The following is a 26,973-nucleotide window of genomic DNA, read 5'->3' on the forward strand; positions in this document are numbered from 1 at the left end:
GGGCGCCGCCGTCGATTCCTGCTGGCGGTGGCGGTGGGATTTGAACCCACGGAGGCTTGCACCTCACACGCTTTCGAGGCGTGCTCCTTCGGCCGCTCGGACACGCCACCGCCGAAGAGACTACAGGGCCCGCTTCCGGCGGAAGAACGCGCGTAGGAGTGTCGCGCTCTCCTCCGCCCGGACCCCGCCGGTGACCTGCGGCCGGTGGTTGAGCCGGCGGTCCCGGACCACGTCCCACAGCGACCCGGCGGCGCCGGCCTTGGGGTCGTCGGCGCCGTAGACGACGCGCGCCACCCGGGCCAGCACGCTCGCGCCGGCGCACATCGTGCAGGGCTCCAGCGTGACCACGAGCGTGGCGCCGGTCAGCCGCCAGCCGTCGCCGTGCACGGCGGCCGCGGCGCGCAGCGCGAGCACCTCGGCGTGCGCGGTCGGGTCGCCGCGCTTCTCGCGCTCGTTGGCCGCCTCGGCCAGCACCGCGCCGTCCGGCCCCAGGACGACGGCGCCGATCGGCGTGTCGCCCCACTCCTGCGCGGCGACGGCGAGCTGCAGCGCGCGGACCATCGCGGCGTCGACGACGTCGTCCGGCAGGACGCCGGGGGCCGTCACCGCCGGGCGCCGGCCAGCGGGAGGCCGACCAGCGAGGACAGCTCGGCCAGCGCGCTCGCGGGGTCGGCCACCTTGATCGTGTGCATGCCCAGCGCCCGGGCCGGCTTGAGGTTGATGCCCAGGTCGTCGAGGTAGGCGCAGTCGGAGAAGGCCAGGTCCCGGCCGGTGGCCTCGTTGAGCCGGGCCAGCGCCCGCCGGTAGATCTCCGGCTCGGGCTTGCGCACGCCCTCGACCGAGGACTCGACGACGGCGTCGAACAGGTCCAGCAGCTCGGCCAGCCGCCCGGTGCGCTCCATCGGCGCGACGTTGTTCGACAGCATCCCCAGCGGCAGGCCCGCGGCCCGCAGCGTCCGCACCGCCTCCACCATCTCCGGGCGGATCTCCCCGGACAGCGCGGCCAGCACGCGGCGGGCGTCCACCCGGTGCCCGGCGGCCAGCGCCTCGGCCTCGAAGGTGTCGACGAACCCCTCGACGTCGAGCTCGTTGCGCTCGTACCGGGCCCAGGCGTTGGTGTCGGGATCGGTGCTGTTGAGCCGTCGGATCAGCCCCTCGGGCAGGCCGGCCTCGGCCTCGTAGGCGGCGAAGGCGAGCATCGGGCTCTCGGTGATGACCCCGCCCAGGTCGAACACGACGGCGGTCGCGGTCGCGGTCACGCCCGCACCGCCGCGGCCAGCTCGTCGGCGAAGCCCAGCCGGGCGGCGATCCGCGCGACCATCTCGTCGGCCCACAGGTCGTCGGCGGTCACGATCGGCCGCAGCTCGTCGGCGGGCAGTCCGTCGTCGGCGAACACGTCCAGGTCCCCTCCCGGCCATCCGGTCTCGTCGTCGTCGAAGGCGCCGTCCTCGTCGACGGCGATGCCGTAGCGCTCGACCACCTCGGCGCCGAGCACCCACTCCTGCATGGTCGCGTCCGAGATCAGCGCCCGGACCATGCCCCCCGGCCCGTGCCGCAGCACGACGAAGTACAGCCGCGAGTCGACGACGACCACGAACGGCCCCGGCCACTCCTCGGCACCGGGGTCGCCCAGCGCCCGCTCGAGGACCGGCAGCTCGTCGGAGGCGTCGGCGGCCAGCAGCTCCACCCGCCAGCGCCCACCGCGGCGGGCGACCCGCACCGCCCAGCTGGGCGGGGCGGCCGTCTCCCGGGCGCTCACCGGACCCGCAGCACGGTCAGGCCGTCGGCCAGCGGCAGCAGCACGGTCTCGAAGCGGGGGTCGGTGGCCAGCGCGGCGTTGAGGTCGGCGAGCACGCGGTCCTCGTCGCTCTCGGGCGCCAGCACGCGGCCGCTGCGCAGGGTGTTGTCCAGCAGCACGAGGCCGCCGGGCCGCATCCGCGGGTGCAGCTCCTCGACGTAGGCGGGGTAGCCGCCCTTGTCGGCGTCGACGAAGGCGAGGTCGAACGCGGGCTCGGCGGGCACCGCGCGCAGCAGGTCCAGCGCCTCCCCCAGCCGCAGCTCCACCCGGGCGGCGACGCCGGCCCGCTCCCAGTACCGGCGGGCGACCGCCGTCCACTCCTCGCTGCGGTCCAGGCACAGCAGCGAGCCGCCCTCGGCCAGGCCGCGGGCGATGCACAGGGCGGAGAACCCGGTGAAGGTGCCGATCTCGACGGCCCTGCGGACGCCGAGCGCGGCGGTGAGCAGCTGCATGAGCACGCCCTGCTCGACGGCGATCTGGAAGGTGGCCGGGGCCTCGCCCCGGTCGGCCAGCGCCGCGGTCTCGGCGACCAGCGCGGCGGCCACCTCGTCCAGCGGTTCGGAGCTGGCCCGCACGTAGTCCGACACCTCCTGCGTGAGGAGGAACGACCGCGGGGTCATGCCGGAGGCCGGGAGCGCGGGGAGTGCGGCATAGCCTCTGATCATGGCCGATCCCGCACCCTCCGACGGAGCCGAGGTCGACGCCGCGCTGTTCGCCCGGCTGGCCGCCGACCCGCTCGCGGAGCTGCTCGGCATCGAGCTCGAGCAGGTGCGGCCGGGGTACGCGCGGGCGGCCATGACCGTCGGCCCGCGGCTGCTCAACGCCGTCGGCACCGCGCACGGCGGCGCGACGATGGCGCTGCTCGACGTCGTCCACGCGGCGGTGAGCAACAGCCACGGCACGGTGGCCGTCGCGCAGGACGTGCACACCGAGTTCCTGGTCGCGGGCCGGCCCGGGGAGCGGCTGGTGGCCGAGGGCAGCGAGCTGCACCGCGGGAGCCGCACCGCCGTCTACCGGATCGACGCCCGCGGCGAGGACGGCCGGCTGGTCGCCACCGCGCTGGCCCGCGTCTTCCGCACCGACCGGCCCTGGGGCTCGCCGGCATGAGCCTCCCCGTCCCGACGATGCCGGCGCCGCCGGTCGGGGTGGTCGGCCTGGGCCAGCTGGGCGGGTCCCTGGCGGCCGCGCTGGTCGCCGCCGGCCGCGAGGTGTCCGGGTGGGACGTCGACCCGGCCGCGCGCGAGGCGGCCGCGGCGCGCGGTGTGCGGGTCACCCGCGAGCTCGGCGGCGTCGTCGTCCTCGCCGTCCCCCTCCCGGCGATGGCCACGGCGCTCGACGGTCTCGACGTCGACCCCGCCGCCACCGTCACCGACCTCGGCTCGGTGAAGGTCCCGGTCCTCGCCTCGGTGGGGGCGGCGCTCGGCGGCCGGTTCGTCGGCGGGCACCCGATGGCCGGGACCGAGCGGTCCGGGCACGGCGCCACCGACCCCGGCCTGTTCCGCGGCGCGCGCTGGGCGCTGTGCCTGGAGCCGGGGACCGACCTGCGGCGCTGGCTGCGCGCCGCCGAGGTCGCGCTCGACGCCGGCGCCGAGGTGGTGCCGGTGACCGCCGCCGAGCACGACGACGCCGTCGCCGCGGTCAGCCACGTGCCGCACCTGCTCGCCGCCGCGCTCGCCGCGGCGGCCGGGGAGGCCGGCCCGCTGGCGCTCGCGCTGGCGGCCGGCAGCTTCCGCGACGGCACCCGGGTGATCGGCAGCGACCCGGCGTTCGTCACCGCGATCGTCGAGGGCAACGCCGGGCCGACGGCGGCCGCGCTGGCGCGGGTGCGCGCGCAGCTGGACCGCCCCTGGCCGGAGCTGGTCGCCGCCGGGCACGCGGTGCGCGGCGCGGCCCCCGGGCGCCGGGCGGTCCGGGTCCCGCTGGACCGGCCGGCGCTGCTGGCCCTGGGCCGGGCCGGCGGCGCGGTGACGCGGCGGCTGGCCGCGTTCGTCGAGGGCTGGGTCCCCGGGGGCTGACCGGTCGTCCCGGCGGGATCTGGGGCAGAGTGGCGGGCATGGACGAGAAGGACCTGCTGAGCCGCATCCACGCCCTCGTCGACGAGGAGCACCAGCTGCGGGACAACGCAGAGCACACCGCGGAGTCCCGGGCGCGGATGAACGACCTGGAGGCCCAGCTCGACCAGTGCTGGGACCTGCTGCGCCAGCGCCGCGCGAAGCGGCAGTACGACGAGGACCCCGACACCGCCCAGGTCCGCCCGAAGTCCGAGGTCGAGGGCTACCTCCAGTAGCGGACGGCGCCCCGCCGCCGGGTCCGGGCGGTCCGTCGTCAGGCGGAGTCGCAGACCGGCCTGCGGTGCCCGGCGTCGTGGTGGCCGGTCCCCAGCAGGGCCAGCTGCCACAGCAGCCGGGCCCGCGGGTCGGTGAGCTTGCGGCCGGTCACCGACTCGATCCGCCGCAGCCGGTGCATGACCGTGTTGCGGTGGCAGTACAGGAGGTCGGCCGCGCGCGTCGGTGAGCCGTCGGCGTCGAGGAAGGCCGACAGCGTCTCCAGCAGCACCTCGCGCTCGTCCCCGGGCAGCTCGAGCAGCCGGCCGAGGGTCTGGCCGACCAGCCGCGCGGCGATCTCCGGCGAGTTGCTCAGCAGCGCCTCGGGCAGCCGGTCGTCGATGGTCACCACCCGGGCGACGTCCGCGGGCAGGGTGCGCGCGGCGGTCTCGGCCAGCCGGTAGGCGCCGGCCACCGCCGCCGCGCCCTCGACCACGGAGGACACCCCGACCGGGCCGGTGGCCGCGGCACCGAGCCAGGCCAGCAGCTCCGGCAGCCGGCGGGTCCCCATCGCCACCACGCCCACCGACGCCTGCGACCGGGTGGCCCACGCCGAGCGGATGCCGCGCTTGAGCAGCGTCGACGTCGCGTCCGGGAACCCCTCCCCCTCCTCGGGGGCCGGCGCGACGACGACCACCAGCCGGCCGGCCAGCGGCACCGCCAGCAGGTCGGCGGCGGTGCGGGCGTAGGCGGGGTCCCCACCGCGGCCGTCCAGCAGCCCGTCGAGCAGCCGCTGGCGCTCGGCGGCGTCGAGACCCGACCGGCGCCGCTCCTCGGCCCGGTAGCCCTCCGCGGCGGCGCTGCAGCCGCGGTCGTTGGTGCGCCACAGCGAGCCCGCGACCTCGAGCAGCAGCCCGTCGTCGTGCCGGTCGCCCTGGCGCGACAGCGCGACCAGCGCCTCCCAGGTGATCTGGCCGCCGAGCCGGTAGGCGCGCAGCACGGCCTCCAGCGGGATGCCCTGCGCGGCCCGCAGCCGGCCGACGGCCCGGGCCCCCTCGGCGTGGCTCTGGTGGTAGGCGGCGGGGACGTCGGGCAGCAGGCCGCGGACGCCGACCTCGAGGTTGCGCCGCAGCGTCGCGCGCATCTGCTGGTCGCCCCCGGTCAGGGCCTCCCGGTAGGCGGGCTCGGTCTCGACCAGCACCTCCACCAAGCGGTCGGTCATCTCGTCGAGCCGGTCCAGCAGGGCCGGGACCAGTTCGGCGAGGCGCTCCTCCACACCCCAGGGGGCAGTCCGCACGCGCTCACCTCCTGTGTTCATCGCACAGAGCACAACACGTGCCCCCCATCACTGTGCGGTGCGCCCATTGTGACGGTCCTCACCGGCCAGCAGAGTCAAACGGACGTAGCCGTGACCCAATCGTCGCCCCCCGGGCGGCGGTCGGCAGCGCGGCGACCTCCCGACGCAGAGGAGACGTGGGCACCTTGGCGCAGCCGCCGGACACCACAGGCAGCAGCACCCGGCACCAGGACCGATCGCCCACCGCCCGGCTCGAGATGACCGGGATCAGCGTCGCCTTCGGCGGCGTGAAGGCCCTCACCGACGTGTCGCTGACCGTCGAGCCGGGTCAGGTGCACGGCCTCATCGGCCCCAACGGCGCCGGCAAGACGACGATGTTCAACGTGGCCTGCGGGCTGGTCCGCCCCACCGAGGGCCGGATCGTGTGGCGAGGCGAGGAGCTGCGGCGGCTGCGGCCGAACCAGCTCGCGAAGCTCGGCATCGCCCGCACCCTGCAGGGCGTGGGCCTGTTCCCCGGCCTGACGGTGCTCGAGAACGTGATGGTCGGGGCGCACAAGCACGCCCGCGCCGGCTTCTTCTCCGCGCTCCTCGCGATCCCGACGTCCGACAAGGACGACGCCCGCCTGCGCGAGCGGGCCACGGCCGCCCTCACCGAGCTGGAGGCCGAGGGCTACGCCGCGCGCTACCCCGGCAGCCTCCCGTACCCGGTGCAGAAGCGGGTGGCGCTGGCCCGCGCGCTGGTCTCCGAGCCCGAGCTGCTGCTGCTCGACGAGCCGGCCTCCGGCCTCAGCGAGGACGAGATGCACGAGCTCGGCGAGCTCATCCAGCACCTCAGCGGCCGGATGAGCGTCCTGCTGGTCGAGCACCACATGGACCTGGTCATGCGGGTGTGCGACCACATCACGGTGCTCGACTCCGGCAAGGAGATCGCCGACGGCACCCCCGAGCAGGTCCAGAACGACCCGGCGGTCACCGAGGCCTACCTCGGCGACGCCGTCGACGACACCACCGACGCCAGCGAGCTGGCCGCGACCGACGGGGGGACGACCCGTGGCTGAGGCGCACGGCAGCACCGCGGCGGGCGCCGCCGGGAGCACCGCCGGCACCGGCCTGACCAAGGGCGCCACGGGCACCGCCGGCGGCACGGCGACGGCCACCGCCCTCCTCGAGGTCGAGGGCCTGTCGGCCTCCTACGGCCCGGTCAGGGCGCTCGACGGCGTGACCCTCCGCGCCGAGCAGGGCCGGATCACCGCGGTGCTCGGGGCCAACGGCGCGGGCAAGACGACGCTGCTGCGCACGATCAGCGGCCTGGTGCGGCCCACCGCCGGCCGGGTGGTGCTCGGCGGCGAGGACGTCACCCGCGCCCCCGTCGAGGCCATGGTCACCAAGGGGATGTCGCACGTCCCCGAGGGCCGCGGCGTCATCGCCGAGCTGACCGTCGAGGAGAACCTGCGGGTCGGCTCGCTGTTCCGCGGCAAGGTCGGGCAGGACGAGTTCGACCGCGTCTACGACCTCTTCCCGCGGATCAGGGAGCGGCGCAACCAGACGGCGCACACGCTGTCCGGCGGTGAGCGGCAGATGCTCGTCATCGGCCGCGCGCTGCTGGCCCGGCCGAAGGTCCTGCTGCTCGACGAGCCGTCCCTGGGCCTGGCCCCGCGGATCGTGGCGCAGATCTTCGGCCTGGTCCGCCACCTGGTCGACACCGAGGGCCTGTCGGTGCTGCTGGTCGAGCAGAACGCGCGCAGCGCGCTGTCGGTGGCCGACACCGGCGTCGTGCTGAACCTGGGCCGGGTCGTGGTCACCGACGACGCCGCCCGGCTCGCCGGCGACGAGGACCTCCGGCACGCCTACCTCGGCTTCTAGACCCCCGCTCCCCGCAGCACCAGGAAGGCAGCCCCCAGTGCGAGAGTTCGTCAACCTCACCCTCGGCGGGGTGATCAACGGAGCGGTCTACGCGGCGTTCGCCCTGGCCCTCGTGCTCATCTGGCGGTCCACCCGGATCGTCAACTTCGCGCAGGGCGCGATGGCCGCGCTCACCACCTTCATCGCCCTCGCCCTCATCGAGAACGGCCAGTCCTACTGGGTCGGTCTCGTCGTGGCCCTGCTCGCCGGCCTGGTCATCGGCGCGGTCGTCGAGCGGGTCGTCATCCGCCCGGTCGAGGGCGGGCCGGAGCTGAACGCGGTCATCGTCACCCTCGGCCTGTTCATCGCGTTCCAGGCGCTGATCTCGGTCCTGTTCGGCGTCAACCAGCGGGCCTTCGTCCCGCCGTTCTCGAACATCGGCTTCACCGTCGGTGACTCGAACCTGGCGCTGAGCCCCAACACCGTGTTCACCCTCCTCGCGGTGCTGGTGGTCATGGCCGGTCTGACCGCCCTGTTCCGGTTCACCCGCGTCGGCCTGGCCATGCGCGCCTCGGCGTTCGGCCAGGAGGTCGCCCGGCTGCTCGGCGTGCGGGTCGGCCGGATGCTCACCCTGGGCTGGGCGCTGGCCGCCGTCGTCGGCTCGCTGGCCGGGATGCTCATCGCCGCCGAGACCGCCTTCGTCACCCCGACGTTCATGGACTCGCTGATCGTGTTCGGCTTCGTCGCCGCGGTGCTCGGCGGGCTCGACTCGCCCGTCGGCGCCGTCGTCGGCGGGCTGCTGCTCGGCCTGCTGCTGAGCTACGTCCGCGGGTACGTCGCCGACGAGCTGGTCGGCCTGGCCGCCCTGGTCGTCCTCGTGATCGTCCTGCTCGTCCGGCCCGGCGGCCTCTTCTCGACCACCCAGACCCGGAGGGCGTGAGCCGCATGAGCGACCTGCAGACCCCCGCATCCCCCGCACAGCCCGGCGCCGCGTCCTCCGACGCGCCGTCGCTGGCGACGGCCGCGGCCGACGCGAGCTCGGCCCAGGCCACCGGTGGCCGCACGTTCCTGCCGCGCAACACGCTGCTGCGGCACCTGGTCGTGCTCGTCATCGGCGCCGTCCTCGCGGTGATCCTGCTCGAGTCCACCGACCTCGGCTTCAACGCCCAGATCGGCTACGTGGCCTACTACGCCATCGCGGCCGGCGGGCTGACCGTGCTGACCGGCCTCAACGGGCAGATCTCCCTCGGGCACGGCGCGCTCATGGCCGTCGGCGGCTACACCACCGCGCTGCTGCTCGACGCCGAGGAGCCCCTGCCGCTGGCCGTGGTCTTCCTGATCGCGGTGGCCCTCACCTCGCTCGTCGGCGCGATCGTCGGGGTGGCCGCGGCCCGCCTGCACGGCCCCTACCTGGCCGGCGCGACGCTCGCGCTCGCCGTCGGCCTGCCCGGCCTGGCGCTGTACTTCTCCGACACCCTGGGTGGTGAGCAGGGCCTGACGGTCTCCACCCCGGACCGGCCGGACTGGTTCGTCGAGACGATCCGCACCCTGTCGGGCAACTCGGCCTCGGGCGTCAAGTGGATCGCCTACATCGCCGTCGCCTGCCTGCTCCTCACCTACTTCCTGCTGGCCAACCTCATGCGCAGCCGGGTCGGCCGCACCTGGCGCGCGGTGCGCGACCAGGAGGTCGCCGCCGAGCTGGCCGGCATCGACCTGGGCGCCTGGCGGGTGACGGCGTTCGTCGTCAGCGCCGCGGCCGCGGGCCTGGCCGGCGCGGTGCTCGCCCTCGTCGTCCGGCTCACCGCGCCCACGGCGTTCACCATCGTCCTGTCGCTGTCCCTGCTGACCGCGATCGTCATCGGCGGGCTGGGCAGCCTCTTCGGCGCGCTGATCGGCTCGGCGCTGCTGGTCTTCCTGCCGCGGTACCTGCGGGACCTCGGGGAGTCCTTCGACATGGACGCCGCCCAGGCCGCCGAGATCTCCTACGTCGTCTACGGCGTGATCCTCGTGCTGGTCATGCTCTTCGCCCCCGCCGGCCTGGTCGGGTCCGTCCGGCTGGCCTGGATGAAGCAGCGCGCGCGGCGCGGCGCCGCCCGCGCCAGGGGGTGAGGAGCCGGGACCCGACGGCTGTCCCCCACCCCGGCCAGCGGCCGCACCTCCGCTTCCCCACCCCCCACCAGACCCCCGGGCGACGGCGCCCGGGTCCCTCCAGAGGAGAACCCTTGACACGATCCTCACGACGCCTCGTCAGCTTCGTGGCCGCGGCGACCGTCGCCACCACCCTGGCCGCCTGCGGCGGCGGGGACTCCGGTGGCGGCGGCGGTGGCGGCAGCGAGGAGAACGAGGCCTCGGACGTCGGCATCACCGAGGACACGATCAAGCTGGGTGCGCACTACCCGCTGACCGGTGTCGCGGCGCCCGGCTACAGCGAGATCCCGACCGGTGTGCAGGCGTACTTCGACTACGTCAACGCCAACGGCGGCGTCAACGGCCGGCAGATCGAGTTCGTCTACCGGGACGACGCCTACAACCCGACCAACACCAGCCAGGTCGTGAACCAGCTCGTCCTCGAGGACGAGGTCTTCGCGCTCATGTCGGGCCTGGGCACGCCGACCCACAACGCGGTCACCGACTTCCTCAACAGCGAGGGCGTGCCCGACCTGTTCGTCTCGTCGGGCTCGCGGCTGTGGGACGACGTCGAGGAGAAGCCGTACACCTTCGGCTGGCAGCCCGACTACGAGATCGAGGCCAAGATCATCGGCCAGTACGTGGCCGAGAACTACCCCGACGCCAAGGTCGGCCTGTTCCTGCAGGCCGACGACCTCGGCGAGGACGGCGCCGCCGGTGCCCGCCGGTACCTCGAGGACCAGATCGTCGCCGAGGAGACCTACGTCCCCGGGAACACCGACGTCCGGCCGCAGATCTCGGCCCTGCAGGCCGCCGGTGCGGACTTCGTCATCGGCTTCAACGTGCCCAGCTACACCGCGCTGTCGCAGCTGACCGCGCTGCAGCTCGGCTACCGGCCGCAGTGGTTCTACTCGAACATCGGCTCGGACCCGCAGCTGGTCGGCTCGCTGCTGGCCCGCTTCTCCGAGGGCCAGGTCAGTGACGCCAGCCTGCTCGACGGCGTCCTGACCACCGAGTACATCCCGACGGTCGACCAGCCGGACAACCCCTGGATCCAGCTGTTCCAGCGGGTCTGGGACGAGTCGGGCCAGGAGGGCGAGCTCTCCAACTACCGGATCTACGGCATGTCGCAGGCCTACACGATGGTGCAGGCCCTGCAGTCGGCCGGCCAGAACCCGACGCGTGACGACCTGGTCGCCGCCGTCGAGCAGGCCGGCTCCGAGTGGGAGGGCCCGGGCTTCTCGCCCTTCCGCTACTCGGAGGACAGCCACGCCGGCTACAGCGGCATGTCGGTCAGCCGGATCGTCGGCCAGGGCTCGGAGGACCTGACCCCCGTGCTCGTCACCAACAACGGCGACGCCGACATCGAGGAGTACGACGGCGAGGCCGCCACCCCGCCGGAGAACGGCATCCCGGACGAGGAGCCGGTCAACTAGTCGGAGGCTCGCCCTCCGCTCGCACGGCAGCGGGCCGTCGATCCCCTCCCGGGGGTCGGCGGCCCGTTCGCCGTCCCGGGGGACCCGCGCACGAACACTCAGCTCCCGAAGTGTCGGCTGTTGATCTCCGGGTAGGGCCTCCCGCAGGCCCCCGCGCGGGGTACGACGGCGAGACGAGGAGCACGGCATGGTGCACGCGGCGCGGACGATCCGGCGGGCGGTGGTGACCGGCGGCGCCGGGTTCCTCGGCTCCCACCTGTGCGAGCACCTGCTCGACCGCGGCGTCGAGGTCGTGTGCCTCGACAACTTCCTCACCGGTTCGCCCGAGAACGTCGTCCACCTCGTCGACCACCCGGGCTTCCGCCTGGTGCGCTGCGACGTCACCGACTTCGTGCACGTCCCCGGCCCCGTGGACCTCGTGCTCCACTTCGCCTCGCCGGCGAGCCCCCTCGACTACCTGAGGATGCCGATCGAGACGCTCAAGGTCGGCAGCCTGGGCACCCTGCACACCCTGGGCCTGGCCCACGAGAAGGGCGCCCGCTACGTGCTGGCCTCCACCTCGGAGGTCTACGGCGACCCGCTGGTGCACCCCCAGCCCGAGGAGTACTGGGGCAACGTCAACCCGGTGGGCCCGCGCGGCGTCTACGACGAGGCCAAGCGGTTCAGCGAGGCGATGACCACCGCGTACCGCACGTCCAAGGGCACCGACACCGCCATCGTGCGGATCTTCAACACCTACGGGCCGCGCATGCGCCCCGACGACGGCCGCGCCATCCCCGCCTTCGTCGGCCAGGCGCTGGCCGGGCGGCCGCTGACCGTGGCCGGCGACGGCTCGCAGACCCGCTCGATCTGCTACGTCGACGACACCGTCCGCGGGATCCTCGCCCTCGCCTGCTCCGACCAGCCCGGCCCGGTGAACATCGGCAACCCCGACGAGCTGTCGATGCTGCGGCTGGCGCAGTGGATCATCGAGCTGACCGGGTCGTCGTCGGGGATCGAGCACATCGACCTGCCTGTCGACGACCCGAAGGTCCGCCGGCCCGACACCCGCCGCGCCGAGGAACTGCTCGGCTGGCGGCCCACGGTCCCCTCCGAGGAGGGCCTGCGCCGCACGGTCGCCTGGTTCGCCGAGCAGCGGGAGGCCGCCGCGCTGCGCGTCGGCTGAGCCCGCCGGGTGTCCTGGGCCACTTCTCCGCACCACCCCTCCTCCGTGTCCTGATTCACGTTTACATTGGGACGGGCGGCTAGGGGGCACGCCGAGGAACCGGACACCGACGGAGAGCTACCGATGGGCCGCCACGCCGACACCAACTCCATGCGCCGTGTGCAGCGCCCGGCCCCGGTCGCGCTGGTCGTGGCCCTGGTCGTGGTCGCACTCGTCGCCGGCGGCGTGGTGTGGTGGCTGGCCGGCTCGGGCAGCAGCGACGGGTGCGAGACCACCCGCACCGTCCGCGTGACCGTCGCCCCCGAGCTCGGCGACGTCGCCCGGGACCTCCTCGCCGACCCCCAGGACCTCGGCGGCGGCGCCTGTGCGACCGCGGAGGTCACCGCCCAGGAGCCGCTGCAGACCGTCGGCGACCTCTCCGCCCTCGAGGGCTCCGCGCTGCCCCAGGTGTGGGTGCCCGACAGCTCGCTGTGGGCCGTGCGGGCCGGCGACGCGCCGCTCGACCCGTCCGGCTCCATGGCCACCTCGCCGGTCGTGCTGGGCACCAGCCGGGCCGCGGCCGACGCGCTCGGCTGGAGCGGGCAGGCGCCGCAGTGGAGCGAGGCCCTGTCCGGGGCCCGCCCGGTCGCCGTCCCGGACCTCGCCGCCAGCGCCGAGGGCGTCGCCGCGCTGGCCGCGGTCCGCGCGTCCCTGGGCGGCGGCGACGCGGCGGACAACGCCGTCGTCCAGGCGGTCCTGGCCGCCCGCCGCGGGCCGGCCGTCAGCCCCGCCGACGCGCTGGCCACGGCGCAGTCCGGCGACCCCGAGTCCCCGCTGGTGCCGGTGAGCGAGCAGGAGGTCATCAGCGTCAACCGCGGCGTCGAGGACCCCCGGCTGGTCGCGGTCTACCCGGCCGAGGGCTCGCCGGAGCTGGACTACCCGGTGCTGCGGGTCGGCTCCCCCGGGGACGACGACCGGGCCGCCGTGGACGCCGTCGTCCGGGCGCTGACGTCGGAGGCCGCGGGCACCGCCGTCCTCGCCGCCGGCTTCCGCGACGCGGACGGGACCGCGCCGACCGACCCGGGCCCCGGCGTGCAGGAGCAGGCGCCCGAGGTGCTGCCGGTCGACGCCGAGCAGGTGCAGGGCCTGCTGGCCGAGCTCGCCCGGCTCGCCGCCCCGTCGCGGCTGCTCACCGTCATCGACGTGTCCCAGTCGATGGAGGCCCCCGCCGGCGACGGCACCCGCGCCACGCTCGCCCGGGACGCCGCCAAGAGCGCGCTCACCCTCATCCCCGGCACCTCGTCGATCGGGCTGTGGGTCTTCGCCTACCAGCTGCAGGGCGTGCAGGACTGGGTGGAGCTCACCCCCATCCGCGCCCTCGAGGACGAGGTCGACGGCGGCACCCAGCGCGACGCGCTCGACGAGCAGCTCGACAGCCTCCCCGGCCGGCTCTCCCCGGGCGGCACCGGCCTGTTCGACACCGCGCTGGCCGCGGTCCGCGCCGCGCGTGAGCAGTACGACCCGAACGCGGTGAGCAGCGTCGTCCTCGTCACCGACGGCACCAACGAGGACTCGTCGGGCATCGCGCTGGACCAGCTGGTGCAGACGCTGCAGGACGAGGCCGACCCGCAGCGGCCGGTGAAGGTGATCGGCGTCGCGCTCGGCCCGGACGCCGACGTCGCGGCGCTCGAGCAGATCGCGCAGGCCACCGGCGGCGCCGCCTACTCCGCCGTCGACCCCAACGACCTGCAGGGCGTCCTCTTCGACGCGCTGCGCCAGCGCTAGGCGCCGCTAGAGGTCCAGGCGCTCCAGCGCCGCGGTCACCTCGTCGACGGTCACCTCGGCCAGGGCCGGGTCCAGCTCGGTGCCCCACGGGTCGCCGGTGCCGTCGCCGTGCCAGAGCACGACGTGCTGGGGGCGCGGCGGCGGGCCCCAGAGTGCCGGGGACACCGGGCCGAACAGCACCACCGACGGCCGGCGGTAGGCGGTGGCGAGGTGCGCGACGCCGGTGTCGCCGCTGACCACCACCCGCGCCGCGGCGACCGTGGCGGCGAGCTCCAGGGTGGAGGTGCGCCCGGCGAGCACCGCGTCGTCGGACAGTCCCGCCCCGCGCGCCACGGCGCAGGCCGGCTCCCGCTCGGCCGGCCCGCCGGTGACGCGGACGTCGTGCCCGGCGTCGGCCAGCCACCGCGCGACCGCGGCGAACCGCTCCGGTGGCCAGCGCCGGCCGGGGAACGCCGCCCCGGGGTGCACGAGCGCGGCGCCGGGCACCACCGGCGGCACGTCCGGGACGGCGAGGTCGAGCGCGTCGGGGTCGGCGGGCACGCCCAGGCCCTCGGACACCAGCCGGCACCAGCGCCGGACCTCGTGCTCGTCGGGATACCAGGCCGGGCCCGGGTAGCCGGGGCTGGCGAAGGTGAGCAGCCGCCGCGGGTGCAGGTCGGCGACGACGACGTGCGAGGCCGGCCCCTTGCCGTGCAGGTCGACGGCGAGCTCCGGCGGCGGCCCGGACCAGTCCAGCGGCTCGAGCTCGCGGGCGGGCAGCACCTCGTCGACGACGTCGACCAGCCCGGCCAGCGGCGCGAGCGCGGCCGTCGTCGCGAGGACCAGCCGGTGGTCCGGCACGGCCGCCCGCACGGCCCGGATCGCCGGGACGCCGGTGAGCAGGTCACCGAGCCCCAGCGGCCGCAGGACGACCGCCACCGGCCGCCCGTCGGAGGCGGCGGAGATGGCCATTCCCGCCGCTAGACGCGCGAGCGCTCGACCAGGGCGGTGGTCGAGTGGCCGTCCAGGTAGGGCAGGACGACCGCCTGGCCGCCCCACTGCCGCAGCACCGCGGCCTCGGGCAGGTCGGCGCCGGCGTAGTCGCCGCCCTTGGCCCAGACGTCGGGCCGCAGCCGGTCGAGCACCTCGGCGGGGGTGTCCTCGTCGAACACCACGACGGCGTCGACGAACTCCAGCGCCTCGAGCACCCGCGCGCGGTCGGCCGCGGTCACCAGCGGCCGCGACGGGCCCTTGAGCCGGCGCACCGAGTCGTCGGAGTTGATGCACACGACCAGGCAGTCCCCGAGCCCGCGGGCGGCGCGCAGCGTGGCCACGTGCCCGGCGTGCAGCAGGTCGAAGCAGCCGCCGGTGGCCACCACCGTGCCGCCGGCGGCGCGCACCCGGGCGAGCAGGGCGGACACGCCGTCCTCGGCGGCCACGTTCGGCTGCGGCACCGCGGTGGTGTCCCACGCCCCGTTCCAGTTGCTGGCGCCGCCCGCGGCGACGAACCGGCCGGCGAAGGCGACCGCCGCGGCCACCGCCTCGCCGGTCACCGCGCCGTCGGCGAGGGCCAGCGTCGCCGCGGCGGCGAAGGAGTCGCCGGCGCCGCACGGGTCGCCGCCGGTCACCGGCACGGCGGGCACGACCATCGGCGCGCCCTCGCCGTAGGACAGCAGCGCGCCGCGGGCGCCGAGGGTCACCACGACCGCGCCCACGCCCCAGTGCCGGATCAGTGCCTCGGCCCGCGCCCCGACGGCGGCCAGGCCGTCGCCGTCGGCGGGCACGCCCGCGACCGCGGCCACGCGGGCGGCCTCGGAGCCGTTGGGCGTCACCAGCCGGACCGACGGCACCGGGTCGGCACCCCGCGGGTGCGGGTCCCACACGACCGGCCCGCCGGCCTCGGCCAGCAGCGCCCGGACGGCGGGGTCGGCGGTGGTGCCGCGCCCGTAGTCGGCGACCAGCACCGCGGCGGCGTCGCGGACGGCCGCGCGCGCCTCCTCGGGCAGCTCGCCGAGGGTGACGGCGGCCGCGCCGCTGTCCAGCCGGACCACCGAGTGGTCGCCGACGCGCACCCGCCGCTTGACCGCGGTGCCGCCGGTGGCCGGGACGGCGACCAGCCGCACCCGCCCGGCCAGCAGCGCCCGCAGCCGGGCCGCGCCGTCGTCGTCGGCGAGCGGGGCGACCAGCACGACCTCGCGGTCGGTGGCCTGCGCGGCGATCACCGCGGCCAGCGCCGCGCCGCCGGGGCGCTCGCGGGTCTCCAGGTCCTCGACCACCGGCACCGGCGCGTCGGGCGTCAGCCGCGACGCGGTGCCGACCAGGTCGACGTCGAGCAGCGCGTCACCGACGACGACCAGCGGCCTCACTTCGCGATCCCGAGGCGGGTCTGCGGCACCCGGGCGGGCTCGGCCAGCACCGCGGCGTCGAAGGCGGCGCACAGCAGGTGCAGCGCGACCAGGTGGCACTCCTGCACGGTCGCCGTCCACGGGGAGTCGATGCAGACCGCCTCGTCGGAGGCCGCGGCCAGCGGGTTCGGGGCGGGACCGGTGATCGACAGGACGGTGATGCCGCACTCGTGCGCCCGGCGGGCGGCGGCGACGGCGTTGGGGCTGCGGCCGGAGGTGGACAGCAGCACCAGGACGTCACCGGCTCGCCCGTGCGCCTCGACCTGGCGGGCGAACAGCTCGTCGGCCGGGTAGTCGTTGGCGATCGCGGTGAGCGAGGAGGTCTCCGCGGTCAGGCAGATCGCCGAGAACGGCGGCCGGTCGGCGCGGTAGCGGCCCACGAGCTCGGCGGTGAGGTGCTGCGCCTGCGCGGCGCTGCCCCCGTTGCCGGCCGCCAGCAGCCGCCCGCGGGACTCCCCGCACAGCACGTCGGCCAGCAGCCGGCCCCAGCGGTCGAGGGTGTCGACCGCGGCGTCGAGGCTGCGCACGGCCGCGTGCAGGGACGCGACGTGGTCGCGGCCGGTGAGGTGCGTGCACGAGTCGGGCGGGACGACCCCGCCGGCCGTGCTCTCGTGGGCATGGTGGGGAGCGACACTCACGGGGCGACCTCCAAGGGCGCTCATCGGACGGCCTCGACGGGACGCCGGGTGGACAGGACCTGCCGGTAGACGGCCTCGGTGTCGGCGGCCACGCGGGCCCACCGGTAGCGGGCGCGGGCGCGCCGCACCCCGGCCGCCCCGTAGGCGGCGCGGCGGGCGTCGTCGGCCAGCAGCGCGGCGAGGACCTCGCCGAGCCGGGCCGGGTCGCGGGGTGGCACGAGGTCGCCGGTGACGCCGTCGGCGACGGAGTCCTGCAGCCCGCCGACGGCGGTGGCGACCACCGGGCGGCCGCAGGCCATCGCCTCCAGCGGGGTGATGCCGAACGGCTCGTACCAGGGCACGGCCAGGACGACGTCGGCCGAGCGCACCCACGCGGGCACGTCGGCGCGGGCGACCGACCCGGCGAAGCACACCCGGTCGGCGACGCCGACCTCGGCGGCGACGGCGCGCAGCCGGCGGACCTCGGGGTCGGCGTCGACCGCGCCGGCCGGCGGGCCGCCGACGACGACGAGCTCGGCGTCCGGGACGGCGGCCAGCGCGCGGACGGCGTCCTCCTGGCCCTTGCGCTCCACCAGCCGGCCGAGCACGAGCAGCCGCGGCCGGCCCGAGCGCGGCGCCACGGGGCCGCGCGGGGTGAACTCGGTGGTGTCGACGCCGCACGGGACGATGGACACGCGGTCGCGCGACAGGCCCAGCCGGCGCAGCTCGAACACCTCGTCGCTGCAGGTGGCCACCACGTGGTCGACGGCCGCACACAGGTCCCGCTCGAGCTCGATGCGCCCGGCCGGGGAGGTGTCGGCGTCGCCCTGGTGGCGGCGCTTGACCGAGCCGAGGGCGTGGAAGGTCTGCAGCACCGGCACCGGCGTGAGCAGGCTGCCGGCGGCCTCGACGGCGGCCAGGCCGCTCATCCAGAAGTGGGCGTGGACGACGTCGGGCGGCCGCACCGCCCAGCGGGCGCGCAGCGCGGCGGCCAGCGCCGGCATGTGCCCGAGCAGCTCGTCCTTGGGCAGCGCCTCCGCCGGTCCGGCGGTCAGGTGCGCGACGACGTAGCCGTCGGCGGTGGGCACCTCGTCGGGCAGGTCCGCGTCGTCGCGGCGGGTGTGCACGGTGACCTCGTGGCCGCGCGCGGCCAGACCCGCGGCCAGGGCGGCGACGTGCACGTTCTGCCCGCCGGCGTCCACGCCGCCGATGGCCGCCAGCGGCGAGGCGTGCTCGCTGACCAGGTCGACGCGCAGCGGTGCGCCGGGAGCCCGGTGCGTCCTCATCGGGTGACCTCCTCGAGCAGGGTGTCCCAGTCGGAGAGGAACCGGGGAAGCCCGTACCGCTCCAGCGCGGCGGCGCGCGCCGCCTTGCCGGCCAGCCGGGCGGCGTCCTCGTCGTGCAGGTAGGTGCGGACCGCGTCCCACAGCACCTCGGGCCGGGTGGACAGCACGCCGGCGCCCTGCGGCACCGCCTCGACCACCTCGGTGGCCGCGAGCGCGACCACCGGCATGCCCAGGTGCATCGCCTCGAGCAGGGAGAGCCCGAGGGAGGTCCAGCGGACGGGGTGCACGTAGACCCGGCGGCGGGCCAGCTCGGCGTGCATCGCGGCCTGCGGCGGGTCGTCGTGCAGCGCCACCCGGCCGGGGTCCAGCCCGTACCGCTCGTGCAGGCCGGACAGGCCCATCCCGAACACGTCGACCGGGGCGGCGGCAGCCAGCCCGGGCAGCAGGTCGGCGCCGACCGTGCGGCCGCGGCGCACCGGCTCGTTGGCGACGACGGCGGCGCGGGCCAGCTCGCCGGTCCAGCGCTCGCCGGGGTCGACGATGCCGTGCTCGACCACCGTCGTCGGGGCGCGGCCGTTGTCGTAGAAGAGCCGGTTGAAGTGGGTGACGTGCGCGATCGGGACGTCGTCGCGGTCGGCCATCGGGTGGCGGGTGTGGGGCACCGGCGCGGCGCCCTCCTCCAGTCCGGGGGCGTTGTGCTCGAGGAACACCGCCGGCAGGTCCCGGCCGGGCTCGCGGTCCAGCCACTCGCGGACCAGCTCCAGGTCCCGCACCCGCTGCAGCACGACGACGTCGACGTGCTCGTTGCGCAGCTGCTCCGGCGTCACCTCGCGGGCCGAGGCGGGCCAGTCCCACGTGCGCGCGCGGCCGAGCCCGTCGGGCCCCCGGTCGGGGGTCACCGGGACCAGGTACTCGTGCGGGCCCTGGACGAACGCCGTCGTCCAGGAGCCGTGCACGTGCCAGACCAGGACCCTCATGCGGCGATCACCTTCTCGGTGCTGACCTTCTGGACGGCGGCGACGACGTCGGCGGCGCTCACCGACGAGAGGCAGGGGTGGCCGGGCACCGGGCACACGCGGGCCCGGGTGTCGCGGCAGGGCGCGTCCTGGTCGCCGAGCAGCACGGTCGGGACGCCGTAGGGCGCCCACCGGACCGCCGGGACGACCGGGCTGAACAGCGAGACCACCGGGGTGCCGACGGCGGCGGCGAGGTGCGCGGGGCCGGTGTTGCCGACGACGACGGCCGCGGCGCCGTCGAGCAGCGCGGCCATCTCCGGCAGGGTCGTGGCCCCGCCGAGGTCGGTCCCGCGGGTGCCGGCGACGGCGGCGGTGAGCGCCCGCTCCCCCGGCCCGCCGGTGACCAGCACCCGGTGGCCGGCGTCGGCGAGCGCCTCGACGGCCTCGGCGCAGCGCTCGGCGGGCCAGGCGCGGGCGGGGACGGAGGCGCCGGGGTGCAGCACGACGTAGCCCGGATCGTGCGGCGCCGGCGGCAGGGGGCGGCGCACCGCGAGCCGGCCGTCGTCGCCGTCGAGCAGGTCGAAGCCGGCCGCGCGGGCCAGCGACAGCGCCCGCTCGGGCTCGGGCAGGTCGTCGTCGACCCGGTGCCGGACGTCGAGCAGGGAGCCCGGGTAGTCGACGCTGGTGGCCGAGATCCGGGGGACGCCGGCGGTGCGCAGCAGCAGCGCCAGCGGCAGCGGGGACTGGTGGAACGAGGTGCTGACGACCGCCTCGTCGGGGGCCAGGACGCGCACCCGGTCGGTGAGCGCGGCGAGGTCGGCGGGGTCGACCGGCGGCGGGTCGCCGAGGATCCACGGGCAGGCCCAGGTCCAGACCTCGTCGACGCCGGGCAGCAGCGCGGCCGCCTCGGCGCCGGCGGGACCGGCGAGGAACACGACGCGTTCCGCCGACGCGGCGACGGCGCGGACCAGCGGTCCCTGGAGGAGGACGTCGCCGGCGTTGTCGAGCCGGGCGACGAGGACGGTGCCCCGGCGCGGCCTCACCACCGGCCGGCCAGGACGTCGTCGACCGCCGCGGTCAACGTCGCGGCCACGTGCGGGGCGGCCTCGACCTCCTGCCGCCGGGTCACCGGGGTGGGCACGAGGATCCCGCGCGCGCCGGCGGCCGCGGCGGCCTCGACGTCGGCGCCGATGTCCCCGACGACGACGGTCCGCGCCGGGTCGACGTCCGCCTCGGCGCACGCCGCCTTGACCATCCCCGGCGCGGGCTTGCGGCAGTCGCAGCCGTCGTCGGGGCCGTGCGGGCAGACCTGCAGCGTGTCGAACGGCCCGAGCAGCTCGGCCAGCCGCGCCATGCAGGCGTCCACCTGGTCGCGGGTGACGATCCCGCGGGCCACGCCGGACTGGTTGCTCACCACGCCGACGCGGACCCCGCGGGCGCGCAGGGCGTCCAGGGCCTCGCGGGCGCCGTCGACCGGGCGGACCCAGTCGGGGTCGCCGTTGTAGGGGAAGTCGTGCACCAGCGTGCCGTCGCGGTCGAACAGCGCCAGGTCGGGCAGCCCGCGCCACGGGGTCACGCGACGGTGCCGCACCGCGCCGCGCAGGAAGTGCCAGGTGGCCAGCGGCGGGATGACCGCGCTGGTCAGCGCCATGGTGGCCACCTCGGCCCGGTCGCGCGGGCCGGGGGCGATGCGCGCCCAGGCGAACTCGGCGGTGCCGGCGGCCCAGGCCAGCGCCGCGGCCGCGGCGGCGCGGGGACGTCGGGCGGCGGCCAGGCCGAGCGCGGCGAGCCCGGCGGTGGTGACGGCGAGGTGCCGCGGCCGGCGGCCGACCGCGGCGTCGGCGCGCTGCCGCCAGGTCGGGCCGTGCAGGCGGCGCATGAGGACGTCGTCGGCGTTGCCGGCCTGCACCCGCACGCTCACCCACCGGTCGGTGGGCCGGACCGGGTGGGTGATCCAGCGCTGCCCGCGCACCAGCCGGGCGCCGGTGTCCATGACCCGCAGCGCGAGGTCGGAGTCCTCGCGGAAGGCGCGGGGGAAGCGCTCGTCGAACCCGCCGACCGCGGCCAGCGCGGCGCGGCGGTAGGCGAGGTCGGCGGTGATCCAGGAGCTGGTGGCCAGGCCCGCGGTGCCGCGCTCCCAGTCGGTGGGCCGGCGGTCCTCCGGCAGCGGCACCCGCACCCGGCCCTGGCTGCCCGCGACGTCGGCGGGGAGCCCGGCGAGGTCCTGTGCCAGCCGCTCGTACCAGTCGGGGTCGGGGACGACGTCGTCGTCGAGGAAGGCGATCCACTCCGTGCGGGCGGTGCGCCAGCCGAGGTTGCGCGCGCAGGCCGGCCCGCCGCCGCCGGTGCGGACGACGCGGACCGGGGGGAGACCCGGCCGGTCGACCCGCAGCGGGGACCCCGTGGGGCGGTCGTCGACGACGACCAGCTCGGCCGGGCGGGCGCCGGGCATGGCGGCCAGGGCGTCGAGCAGCACCTCGAGCGACGGCCGGCCGATGGTCGGCACGACGACGGTGCAGCTCACGGACATGATCGCGCCCTGCCCGGGCGGAACGCCCCGCAAACACTACGGGCTTGAAGTTCCTCCGGACGCCGTCGTCCCGGCCCCTGCAGGGGCCCTCCGTCAGCGGCGGATGCGGGTCGCCGCGGACACGCGGGCGAGCGCGTCGGTGACCACGGCGGCGTCGTCCCCCAGGAGGGTGAGCAGGTGCGCGACGAGCTCGTCGTGGGTGACCGCGGCGGCGCGGACGCGCTCGCGGCCGGCCTCGGTGAGCCGCGCGTGCAGCAGCCGCCGGTCCCCCGGCCGCCGCTCGCGCACGACGAGGCCCTGCTCCACCAGCCGGCCGACGGTGCTGGTGACCCCCGCGCGGGACAGCCCGAGGGCCTCGGCGACCTCGCCCATCGTGGCGCGCTCGCCGGGCGCCTCGGCGATCTGCCGCAGCGCCTCGAAGCCGGTGAGGGACAGGTCGTGCTCGCGGTGCAGCGCGGAGTCGACCCGGTGGGTGATCCGGTCGTGCACCTGGACGATCCGCAGCCACGTCTCCGCGGCGCGCGGCGCGGCTCCCGCGAGTGCCGCGGGGTCGGCCGGGATCCCGGTCGTCAGCACGTCGTCGGGGCGCATCGCCCCATCGTGGCCCAGGTCCGCGTCAGGCGCTCCCGGCCGGGTCCGCGGGGCGCCGCCGACCCGCGGCCAGCACCAGCCCCGTGGCGGTGGTGACCAGCGCCAGGCCGGCCGCCACGAGCGGCAGCGGCAGCGGGTCGGGGTCGACCGGTCCCTGCGCCGCGGCGACGCGCAGGTCCACCGCGGCGGTGCGCGCGCTGTCGGTCCCGACCACCTCGAGCGTCGTCGGCCCGGGGACGCCGCCGTCGGGGATGCGGACGACCACCTCGACCGTGCCGTCCGGCGCGGCCGCCGCGGTCCCGAGCACCGTGCCGTCGGGGCCGCTGACGGTGACCTGCTCCCCCGCGCCGAAGCCTGCGGCGCTCAGCACGACCTCGCTCCCGGCCGCGACCTGGTCGGCCGAGGCCGACACCGAGGCGCCGGCGTGCGGGCCGTCGGCGGGAGCGCCGGGCGCGGTCTCGGGGGCGGGCAGGCCCGGCACCGGCATCGGCACGGCCTCGCCCGCAGGCGCGCCGGGCTCCGGGACGGGGGTCGGCATCGGGGCCGGCGGGACGTCCGCGGACGGCGGCGCGGTGATCTTGGCGCAGTCCTCCTCGGCGGGGCGGGTGAAGGAGAACCCGTCGAGCTCGTCGGCGTACGCCGTCCCCGAGCCGTCGAGCGCCGCGTACTCCAGCCGGCTGTCGATCGTCTCGCCCCAGTCGACGTCCCCGGTCCGCAGCACCACGGTCTCGCCGGGGGCGAGCTCGGCGGCGTCCTCGCCGCCGGGGGTGCGCGTGGTGGCCAGCGTGACCGCGTACGCGACCGTCCCCGCCGTCACCTCGACGGCGACCCCGCCGGGGCGGCAGCTCGGCCCGTGGGTGACGCGGGCGTCGGGCCGGGTCGGGTCGTCGGCGGCCGACGCGGGGCCGGCGAGCGCCACCCCACACGCCAGGAGGCCGGACACGGCGAACAGGAGAGCGGGCCCCGTCGGCACGACGGGGCGGGGCGTGCGCCTGAGCACGGACCCGACCGGCACGTTTCCCCCTCGAGCGGTCGCGCACGCCGCGGCACCGGTGGGCCCGGCGGCGGCGCTCCCCCATGATGCGGTGCGTGAACGCCCGTTGACGACGGGTCGACGGCGCGTCGCGGGGAACGGCCCGGCGTGTCGGGACCGCGGGTGCCCCGAGGGGCGGGCGGGACCGGTGAGCCGGGTCACTACGGTGACCCCGTGGACTCAGCAGCCGGGACCGGTCGCCGCCGCCAGAACGAGGTCTACCGCGCCGGGGTGTACGGGCGCACGCCGCTGGTGCCCACCACCGCGCGGCCGCTGCAGCGCCGGGCCCGCCGGCGGCTGACCGCCCGCGCCTACGCCTACGTGGCCGGGGGCGCCGGGGCGGAGGCCACCCAGCGGGCCAACCGCGCCGCGTTCGACCGGTGGGCCGTCGTCCCGCGGGTGCTGCGCGACGTGAGCGCCCGGGACACCTCCGTCGAGCTGTTCGGCCGGCGCCTGCCCGCCCCGCTGCTGCTCGGCCCGGTCGGCGCGCTGGAGCTGGTGCACCGGGAGGCCGACCTCGCCGTCGCCCGGGCCGCCGCGTCGCTGGGCGTGCCGTTCGTCTTCTCCAACCAGGCGTCGGTGCCGATGGAGACCTGCGCGCGGGCCATGGGCGACGCGCCGCGCTGGTTCCAGCTGTACTGGTCCACCTCCGACGAGCTCGTGGAGAGCCTCGTCGGGCGCGCCGAGGCGGCCGGCTGCGAGGCGCTGGTGGTCACCCTCGACACCACGATGCTCGGCTGGCGCCCGCGCGACCTGGACCTCGGCCACCTGCCGTTCGCGCTCGGCAAGGGCATCGCGCAGTACACCTCCGACCCGGTGTTCCGGCGGCTGGTGGAGCGGCGCGTCGCCGAGGCCGGGGACGCCGCGCCCGCCCAGGCCGGGCAGGCCGCCGGGCGGGACCGCCAGCCGCGCCCGACGCCGGCCGCGGTGCTGGCGATGGTCGGCATGGCCCGCGCCTGGCCCGGCCCGCTGCGGGAGAACCTGCGCTCGCCGCTGCCGCGGGCCGCCGTCGAGACCTTCCAGGCCATCTACTCGCGGCCCTCGATCACCTGGGCCGACCTCGCGTGGCTGCGCGCCCGCACCCGGCTGCCGATCCTGCTCAAGGGGATCCTGCACCCCGACGACGCCCGGCGGGCGCTGGACGAGGGCGTCGACGGCGTCGTGGTGAGCACCCACGGGGGGCGGCAGGTCGACCGCTCGATCTCCGCGCTGGACGCGCTGCCCGACGTCGTCGCGGCGGTCGGCGACCGCGCGCCGGTGCTGCTCGACAGCGGCATCCGCAGCGGCGCGGACGCGTTCGTCGCCGTCGCGCTGGGGGCGCGGGCGGTGCTGCTGGGCCGGCCCTACGCCTGGGGCCTGGGCCTGGCCGGGGAGGCCGGCGTGCGGCAGGTCGTCTCCGACGTGCTCGGCGAGTTCGACCTGACGCTGGGCCTCACCGGCCACACCTCGGTCGCCGAGCTGACCCCGGAGGTGCTCCGCCGGGTGGGCTGAACTCGCCGCCCCCGCGCAGGAGGGGGAGGGTGGGCGCGGTCGACCCGCCGTCGAGGAGGTCAGCGTGAGTGCTCCCACCGTGCGCTCCCAGCTCTTCCGCCGGAAGCCGGTCGCGCTCATGGTCGAGGAGACCGGCGCCGGCGAGCCCGAGGGCGGGGCGCTGGCCCGACGCCTCGGCGTCGGCCAGCTCATGGGGCTGGGCATCGGCGCCACCATCGGCACCGGGATCTTCTTCGTGATGAGCACGGCGGTGCCCGAGGCCGGCCCCGCCGTCGTCGTCTCGTTCGTGCTGGCGGCGATCACCGCGGGGTTCACCGCGCTCTGCTACGCGGAGCTCGCCTCCACCATCCCGGTCGCGGGATCGTCGTACTCCTACGCGTACGCGACCCTCGGCGAGGTCGTCGCCTACGTCGTCGGCTGGTGCCTGGTGCTGGAGTACGCGGTCAGCTCGGCGGCGGTGTCGGTGGGCTGGAGCGAGTACCTCAACGAGCTGCTCGACGACACGGTCGGGGTGCGGATCCCGGAGAGCCTGTCCTCCGCCCCCGGCGCCGGCGGCGCGGTCAACCTCCCGGCGATCGTGCTGGTGACGCTGTGCGCGCTGCTGCTGGTCCGCGGGGCCAGCGAGTCCGCGCGGGCCAACGCCGTCATGGTCGTGCTCAAGGTCTGCGTCCTGCTGTTCTTCGCCGCCGTCGCGTTCACCGCCTTCGACGCCGGCAACCTCACGCCGTTCGCCCCGCTGGGGGTGGCCGGGGTCAGCGCCGCGGCGTCGTCGATCTTCTTCAGCTTCATCGGCCTGGACGCCGTCTCCACCGCGGGTGAGGAGGTGCGCGACCCGCGCCGGACGCTGCCGCGGGCGATCATCGGCGCGCTGGTCGTGGTGACGGCGGTGTACCTGCTGGTCGCCTTCGCCGCGGTCGGCGCCCAGGCCGCCGGCGCCTTCGAGGGGCAGGAGGCCGGCCTCGCGGTGATCCTCGAGGACGTCACCGGGTCGCGCTGGCCGGCGGTCGTCCTGGCCGCCGGGGCGGTGGTCTCGATCTTCTCGGTGACGCTCGTGACCATGTACGGCCAGACGCGGATCCTGTTCGCGATGAGCCGGGACGGCATGATCCCGTCGCTGTTCAGCCAGGTCGACCGCCGCACGCTGACGCCGGTGCGCGGCACCGTCGCCGTCGCGCTGTTCGTCGGCCTGCTGGCCGGGTTCGTCCCGCTGGACTTCCTCGTCGACCTCACCAGCATGGGCACGCTCGTCGCCTTCACCGTGGTGTCGATCGGGGTGGTCGTGCTGCGCCGCACCCAGCCCGACCTGCCGCGCGGCTTCCGGGTGCCCGGCTTCCCGGTGGTGCCGGTGCTGTCGGTGGCCTTCTGCCTCTACCTGATCTGGGGGCTGCCCGGCATCACCTGGGCGCTGTTCGCCGGCTGGCTGGCCGTCGCCGCGGTCGTCTACGCCACCTACGCCCGCACCCACTCGGCGCTGCGGACGCCCCGGTGACCCTCGTCGTCGGCCACCCCGCCGACCTCGAGGACGGCGGCGCGGGGCACCTCCACCTGGCCGCGACGCTCGCCCGCACGGGCGGGGACGACGTCGTGGTGGCCACGGTGGTCCCTCGCGGCTTCCCCGACCCGCGGGTGGACCACGAGTACCGGACGTGGGTCGCCGACGTCGTCCGCTCCCGCCAGGGCCGGGCGGCGCACGCCCTGCGGGAGTCCGGGGTGGCCGAGGTGCGCACCGTCGCCGTCGAGGCGCCGTCGGTGCCGGCCGGGCTGGTCACCGTGGTGGGGCAGGTCGGCGGGACGCTGCTGGTCCTCGGCCGGGAGGGCGCGGTGCCCGAGCACCTGCTGCGCTCCTCCCCCGTGCCGCTGGCGCTGGCCGCGCGGGCGGGCGCGCCGGGTGGGCGGGTGACCCGGCTGACCTGCGCGTGGGCCGGCACCGACCGCTCCCGCGCGGCGCTGGCCTGGGTGCGGCGCACCGCGGCCGCGTGGGAGGTGCCGCTGCGCCTGGTCACCTTCGCGCCCGAGCGCGACCCGCTGCTGCCCTCGGAGACCGGTCTGCACGTCGAGCGCGAGGTGAGCTCCGCGTGGGCCCGGCAGGCGCGGGAGGAGCTGGACCGGGTGGCCGCCGGCCTGCCCGGCCCGCCGGAGACGGAGGTGGCGCGGGGCGCGGGGTGGCCGGGCGCGGTGTCCGCCGCGGGGTGGTCCGACGGCGACCTGCTGGTCGTGGGCTCGTCCCGGCTGGGCCCCCTGGCGCGGGTGTTCCTCGGCTCGACGGCGACCCGGATCGTGCGCGCGGCGCCGGTCCCGGTGGTCGTCGTCCCCCGCGGCACGGAGGGCTGAGAGACACGCCCGGGCGGGGTTGACGCCTCCTGTGACGGCGCTCACAGTGGACGTGGGCGGG

Annotated in this window: 27 protein-coding genes and 1 tRNA gene; 13 read left to right on the forward strand and 15 right to left on the reverse strand. The window is 76.6% G+C overall.

Features of this window, described 5'->3' with window-relative positions; translation table 11 throughout:
* Positions 1-22 precede the first annotated feature (22 nt).
* The 5 genes from ACI796_RS15880 to ACI796_RS15900 all read right to left on the reverse strand — a co-directional run bounded on the left by ACI796_RS15880 (position 23) and on the right by ACI796_RS15900 (position 2,463).
* A tRNA-Ser gene (locus ACI796_RS15880) sits at positions 23-110 on the reverse strand.
* A gap of 10 nt (positions 111-120) precedes the next feature.
* Positions 121-606 carry a nucleoside deaminase gene (locus tag ACI796_RS15885; protein ID WP_456942192.1) on the reverse strand — a complete coding sequence of 162 codons (486 nt, stop codon included), beginning with the start codon at positions 604-606 and terminating at the stop codon, positions 121-123.
* Positions 603-1,259, reverse strand: coding sequence for an HAD-IA family hydrolase (locus ACI796_RS15890; RefSeq protein WP_456942193.1), 657 nt, complete (start codon positions 1,257-1,259; stop codon positions 603-605). The genes ACI796_RS15885 and ACI796_RS15890 overlap by 4 nt, the downstream gene beginning before the upstream one ends.
* On the reverse strand, positions 1,256-1,759 hold the full coding sequence (locus ACI796_RS15895) for a tRNA adenosine deaminase-associated protein (RefSeq protein ID WP_456942194.1): 504 nt from the start codon (positions 1,757-1,759) through the stop codon (positions 1,256-1,258). Before ACI796_RS15895 ends, ACI796_RS15890 begins: the two co-directional genes overlap by 4 nt.
* A complete protein-coding gene (locus ACI796_RS15900; RefSeq protein WP_456942195.1) occupies positions 1,756-2,463 on the reverse strand; it encodes an O-methyltransferase in 708 nt (235 codons plus the stop codon). The genes ACI796_RS15895 and ACI796_RS15900 overlap by 4 nt, the downstream gene beginning before the upstream one ends.
* Here ACI796_RS15900 and ACI796_RS15905 point away from each other — a divergent pair.
* From ACI796_RS15905 to ACI796_RS15915, 3 genes are read left to right on the forward strand one after another with little or no spacing between them, the layout of a single operon-like run.
* Entirely contained in the window at positions 2,462-2,905 is a 444-nt protein-coding gene (locus ACI796_RS15905; RefSeq protein WP_456942196.1) for a PaaI family thioesterase, read from the forward strand. The genes ACI796_RS15900 and ACI796_RS15905 overlap by 2 nt on opposite strands.
* Positions 2,902-3,813 (forward strand): prephenate dehydrogenase/arogenate dehydrogenase family protein, encoded by a 912-nt coding sequence (locus ACI796_RS15910; RefSeq protein WP_456942197.1) that lies wholly within the window; start codon positions 2,902-2,904, stop codon positions 3,811-3,813. The genes ACI796_RS15905 and ACI796_RS15910 overlap by 4 nt, the downstream gene beginning before the upstream one ends.
* A 38-nt stretch (positions 3,814-3,851) precedes the next feature.
* Complete coding sequence (locus ACI796_RS15915) at positions 3,852-4,085, forward strand: DUF2630 family protein (RefSeq protein WP_456942198.1); 234 nt, start codon at positions 3,852-3,854, stop codon at positions 4,083-4,085.
* 38 nt (positions 4,086-4,123) lie between these two features.
* Here ACI796_RS15915 and ACI796_RS15920 read toward each other — a convergent pair whose 3' ends face one another.
* On the reverse strand, positions 4,124-5,359 hold the full coding sequence (locus tag ACI796_RS15920) for a PucR family transcriptional regulator (protein ID WP_456942199.1): 1,236 nt from the start codon (positions 5,357-5,359) through the stop codon (positions 4,124-4,126).
* Positions 5,360-5,535: 176 nt separating this feature from the next.
* Between ACI796_RS15920 and ACI796_RS15925 the strand changes: the two genes are divergently transcribed.
* The 7 genes from ACI796_RS15925 (at position 5,536) to ACI796_RS15955 (ending at position 13,693) form a co-directional block, all read left to right on the forward strand.
* Positions 5,536-6,417 (forward strand): ABC transporter ATP-binding protein, encoded by an 882-nt coding sequence (locus ACI796_RS15925; RefSeq protein ID WP_456942200.1) that lies wholly within the window; start codon positions 5,536-5,538, stop codon positions 6,415-6,417.
* A complete protein-coding gene (locus ACI796_RS15930) occupies positions 6,410-7,222 on the forward strand; it encodes an ABC transporter ATP-binding protein (protein WP_456942201.1) in 813 nt (270 codons plus the stop codon). The genes ACI796_RS15925 and ACI796_RS15930 overlap by 8 nt, the downstream gene beginning before the upstream one ends.
* A 37-nt stretch (positions 7,223-7,259) precedes the next feature.
* Complete coding sequence (locus tag ACI796_RS15935) at positions 7,260-8,141, forward strand: branched-chain amino acid ABC transporter permease (RefSeq protein WP_456942202.1); 882 nt, start codon at positions 7,260-7,262, stop codon at positions 8,139-8,141.
* Between the two features lie 5 nt (positions 8,142-8,146).
* Positions 8,147-9,310, forward strand: coding sequence for a branched-chain amino acid ABC transporter permease (locus ACI796_RS15940; protein WP_456942203.1), 1,164 nt, complete (start codon positions 8,147-8,149; stop codon positions 9,308-9,310).
* 113 nt (positions 9,311-9,423) lie between these two features.
* The gene (locus ACI796_RS15945) at positions 9,424-10,764 is read left to right on the forward strand and encodes an ABC transporter substrate-binding protein (protein ID WP_456942204.1); all 1,341 of its coding nucleotides are present in this window, start codon (positions 9,424-9,426) and stop codon (positions 10,762-10,764) included.
* A 187-nt stretch (positions 10,765-10,951) separates the two neighbouring features.
* Positions 10,952-11,929 (forward strand): UDP-glucuronic acid decarboxylase family protein, encoded by a 978-nt coding sequence (locus ACI796_RS15950; RefSeq protein WP_456942205.1) that lies wholly within the window; start codon positions 10,952-10,954, stop codon positions 11,927-11,929.
* 123 nt (positions 11,930-12,052) lie between these two features.
* Positions 12,053-13,693: a VWA domain-containing protein gene (locus ACI796_RS15955; protein WP_456942206.1), complete on the forward strand. Its 1,641-nt coding sequence runs from the start codon at positions 12,053-12,055 to the stop codon at positions 13,691-13,693.
* Between the two features lie 6 nt (positions 13,694-13,699).
* On the opposite strand, the gene ACI796_RS15960 is transcribed toward ACI796_RS15955, so the two are convergent.
* The 9 genes from ACI796_RS15960 to ACI796_RS16000 form a co-directional block, all read right to left on the reverse strand.
* Positions 13,700-14,644 carry a glycosyltransferase family 9 protein gene (locus tag ACI796_RS15960; RefSeq protein ID WP_456942207.1) on the reverse strand — a complete coding sequence of 315 codons (945 nt, stop codon included), beginning with the start codon at positions 14,642-14,644 and terminating at the stop codon, positions 13,700-13,702.
* A gap of 8 nt (positions 14,645-14,652) precedes the next feature.
* A complete protein-coding gene (gene rfaE2 / locus ACI796_RS15965; RefSeq protein WP_456942208.1) occupies positions 14,653-16,038 on the reverse strand; it encodes a D-glycero-beta-D-manno-heptose 1-phosphate adenylyltransferase in 1,386 nt (461 codons plus the stop codon).
* The gene (locus ACI796_RS15970) at positions 16,035-16,715 is read right to left on the reverse strand and encodes a D-sedoheptulose-7-phosphate isomerase (protein ID WP_456942209.1); all 681 of its coding nucleotides are present in this window, start codon (positions 16,713-16,715) and stop codon (positions 16,035-16,037) included. Before ACI796_RS15970 ends, rfaE2 begins: the two co-directional genes overlap by 4 nt.
* Positions 16,716-16,735: 20 nt before the next feature.
* Positions 16,736-17,980: a glycosyltransferase gene (locus ACI796_RS15975; RefSeq protein ID WP_456942210.1), complete on the reverse strand. Its 1,245-nt coding sequence runs from the start codon at positions 17,978-17,980 to the stop codon at positions 16,736-16,738.
* The gene (locus ACI796_RS15980) at positions 17,977-18,957 is read right to left on the reverse strand and encodes a glycosyltransferase (RefSeq protein WP_456942211.1); all 981 of its coding nucleotides are present in this window, start codon (positions 18,955-18,957) and stop codon (positions 17,977-17,979) included. The genes ACI796_RS15975 and ACI796_RS15980 overlap by 4 nt, the downstream gene beginning before the upstream one ends.
* Complete coding sequence (locus tag ACI796_RS15985; protein WP_456942212.1) at positions 18,954-19,979, reverse strand: glycosyltransferase family 9 protein; 1,026 nt, start codon at positions 19,977-19,979, stop codon at positions 18,954-18,956. The genes ACI796_RS15980 and ACI796_RS15985 overlap by 4 nt, the downstream gene beginning before the upstream one ends.
* Complete coding sequence (locus ACI796_RS15990; RefSeq protein ID WP_456942213.1) at positions 19,976-21,466, reverse strand: HAD-IIIA family hydrolase; 1,491 nt, start codon at positions 21,464-21,466, stop codon at positions 19,976-19,978. Before ACI796_RS15990 ends, ACI796_RS15985 begins: the two co-directional genes overlap by 4 nt.
* A 93-nt stretch (positions 21,467-21,559) precedes the next feature.
* Entirely contained in the window at positions 21,560-22,057 is a 498-nt protein-coding gene (locus ACI796_RS15995; RefSeq protein WP_456942214.1) for a MarR family winged helix-turn-helix transcriptional regulator, read from the reverse strand.
* A gap of 25 nt (positions 22,058-22,082) precedes the next feature.
* Positions 22,083-23,000, reverse strand: coding sequence for a hypothetical protein (locus tag ACI796_RS16000; protein ID WP_456942215.1), 918 nt, complete (start codon positions 22,998-23,000; stop codon positions 22,083-22,085).
* Positions 23,001-23,264: 264 nt separating this feature from the next.
* Here ACI796_RS16000 and ACI796_RS16005 point away from each other — a divergent pair, with 264 nt between their 5' ends.
* From ACI796_RS16005 to ACI796_RS16015, 3 genes are all read left to right on the forward strand, one after another.
* Positions 23,265-24,581, forward strand: a complete 1,317-nt coding sequence (locus ACI796_RS16005) for an alpha-hydroxy-acid oxidizing protein (protein WP_456942216.1) — start codon at positions 23,265-23,267, stop codon at positions 24,579-24,581.
* Between the two features lie 64 nt (positions 24,582-24,645).
* On the forward strand, positions 24,646-26,070 hold the full coding sequence (locus tag ACI796_RS16010) for an amino acid permease (RefSeq protein ID WP_456942217.1): 1,425 nt from the start codon (positions 24,646-24,648) through the stop codon (positions 26,068-26,070).
* Positions 26,067-26,912: a universal stress protein gene (locus tag ACI796_RS16015; protein WP_456942218.1), complete on the forward strand. Its 846-nt coding sequence runs from the start codon at positions 26,067-26,069 to the stop codon at positions 26,910-26,912. The genes ACI796_RS16010 and ACI796_RS16015 overlap by 4 nt, the downstream gene beginning before the upstream one ends.
* The last annotated feature ends 61 nt before the right edge of the window (positions 26,913-26,973 follow it).

The sequence above is a fragment of the Geodermatophilus sp. SYSU D00525 genome (genome assembly GCF_054050475.1).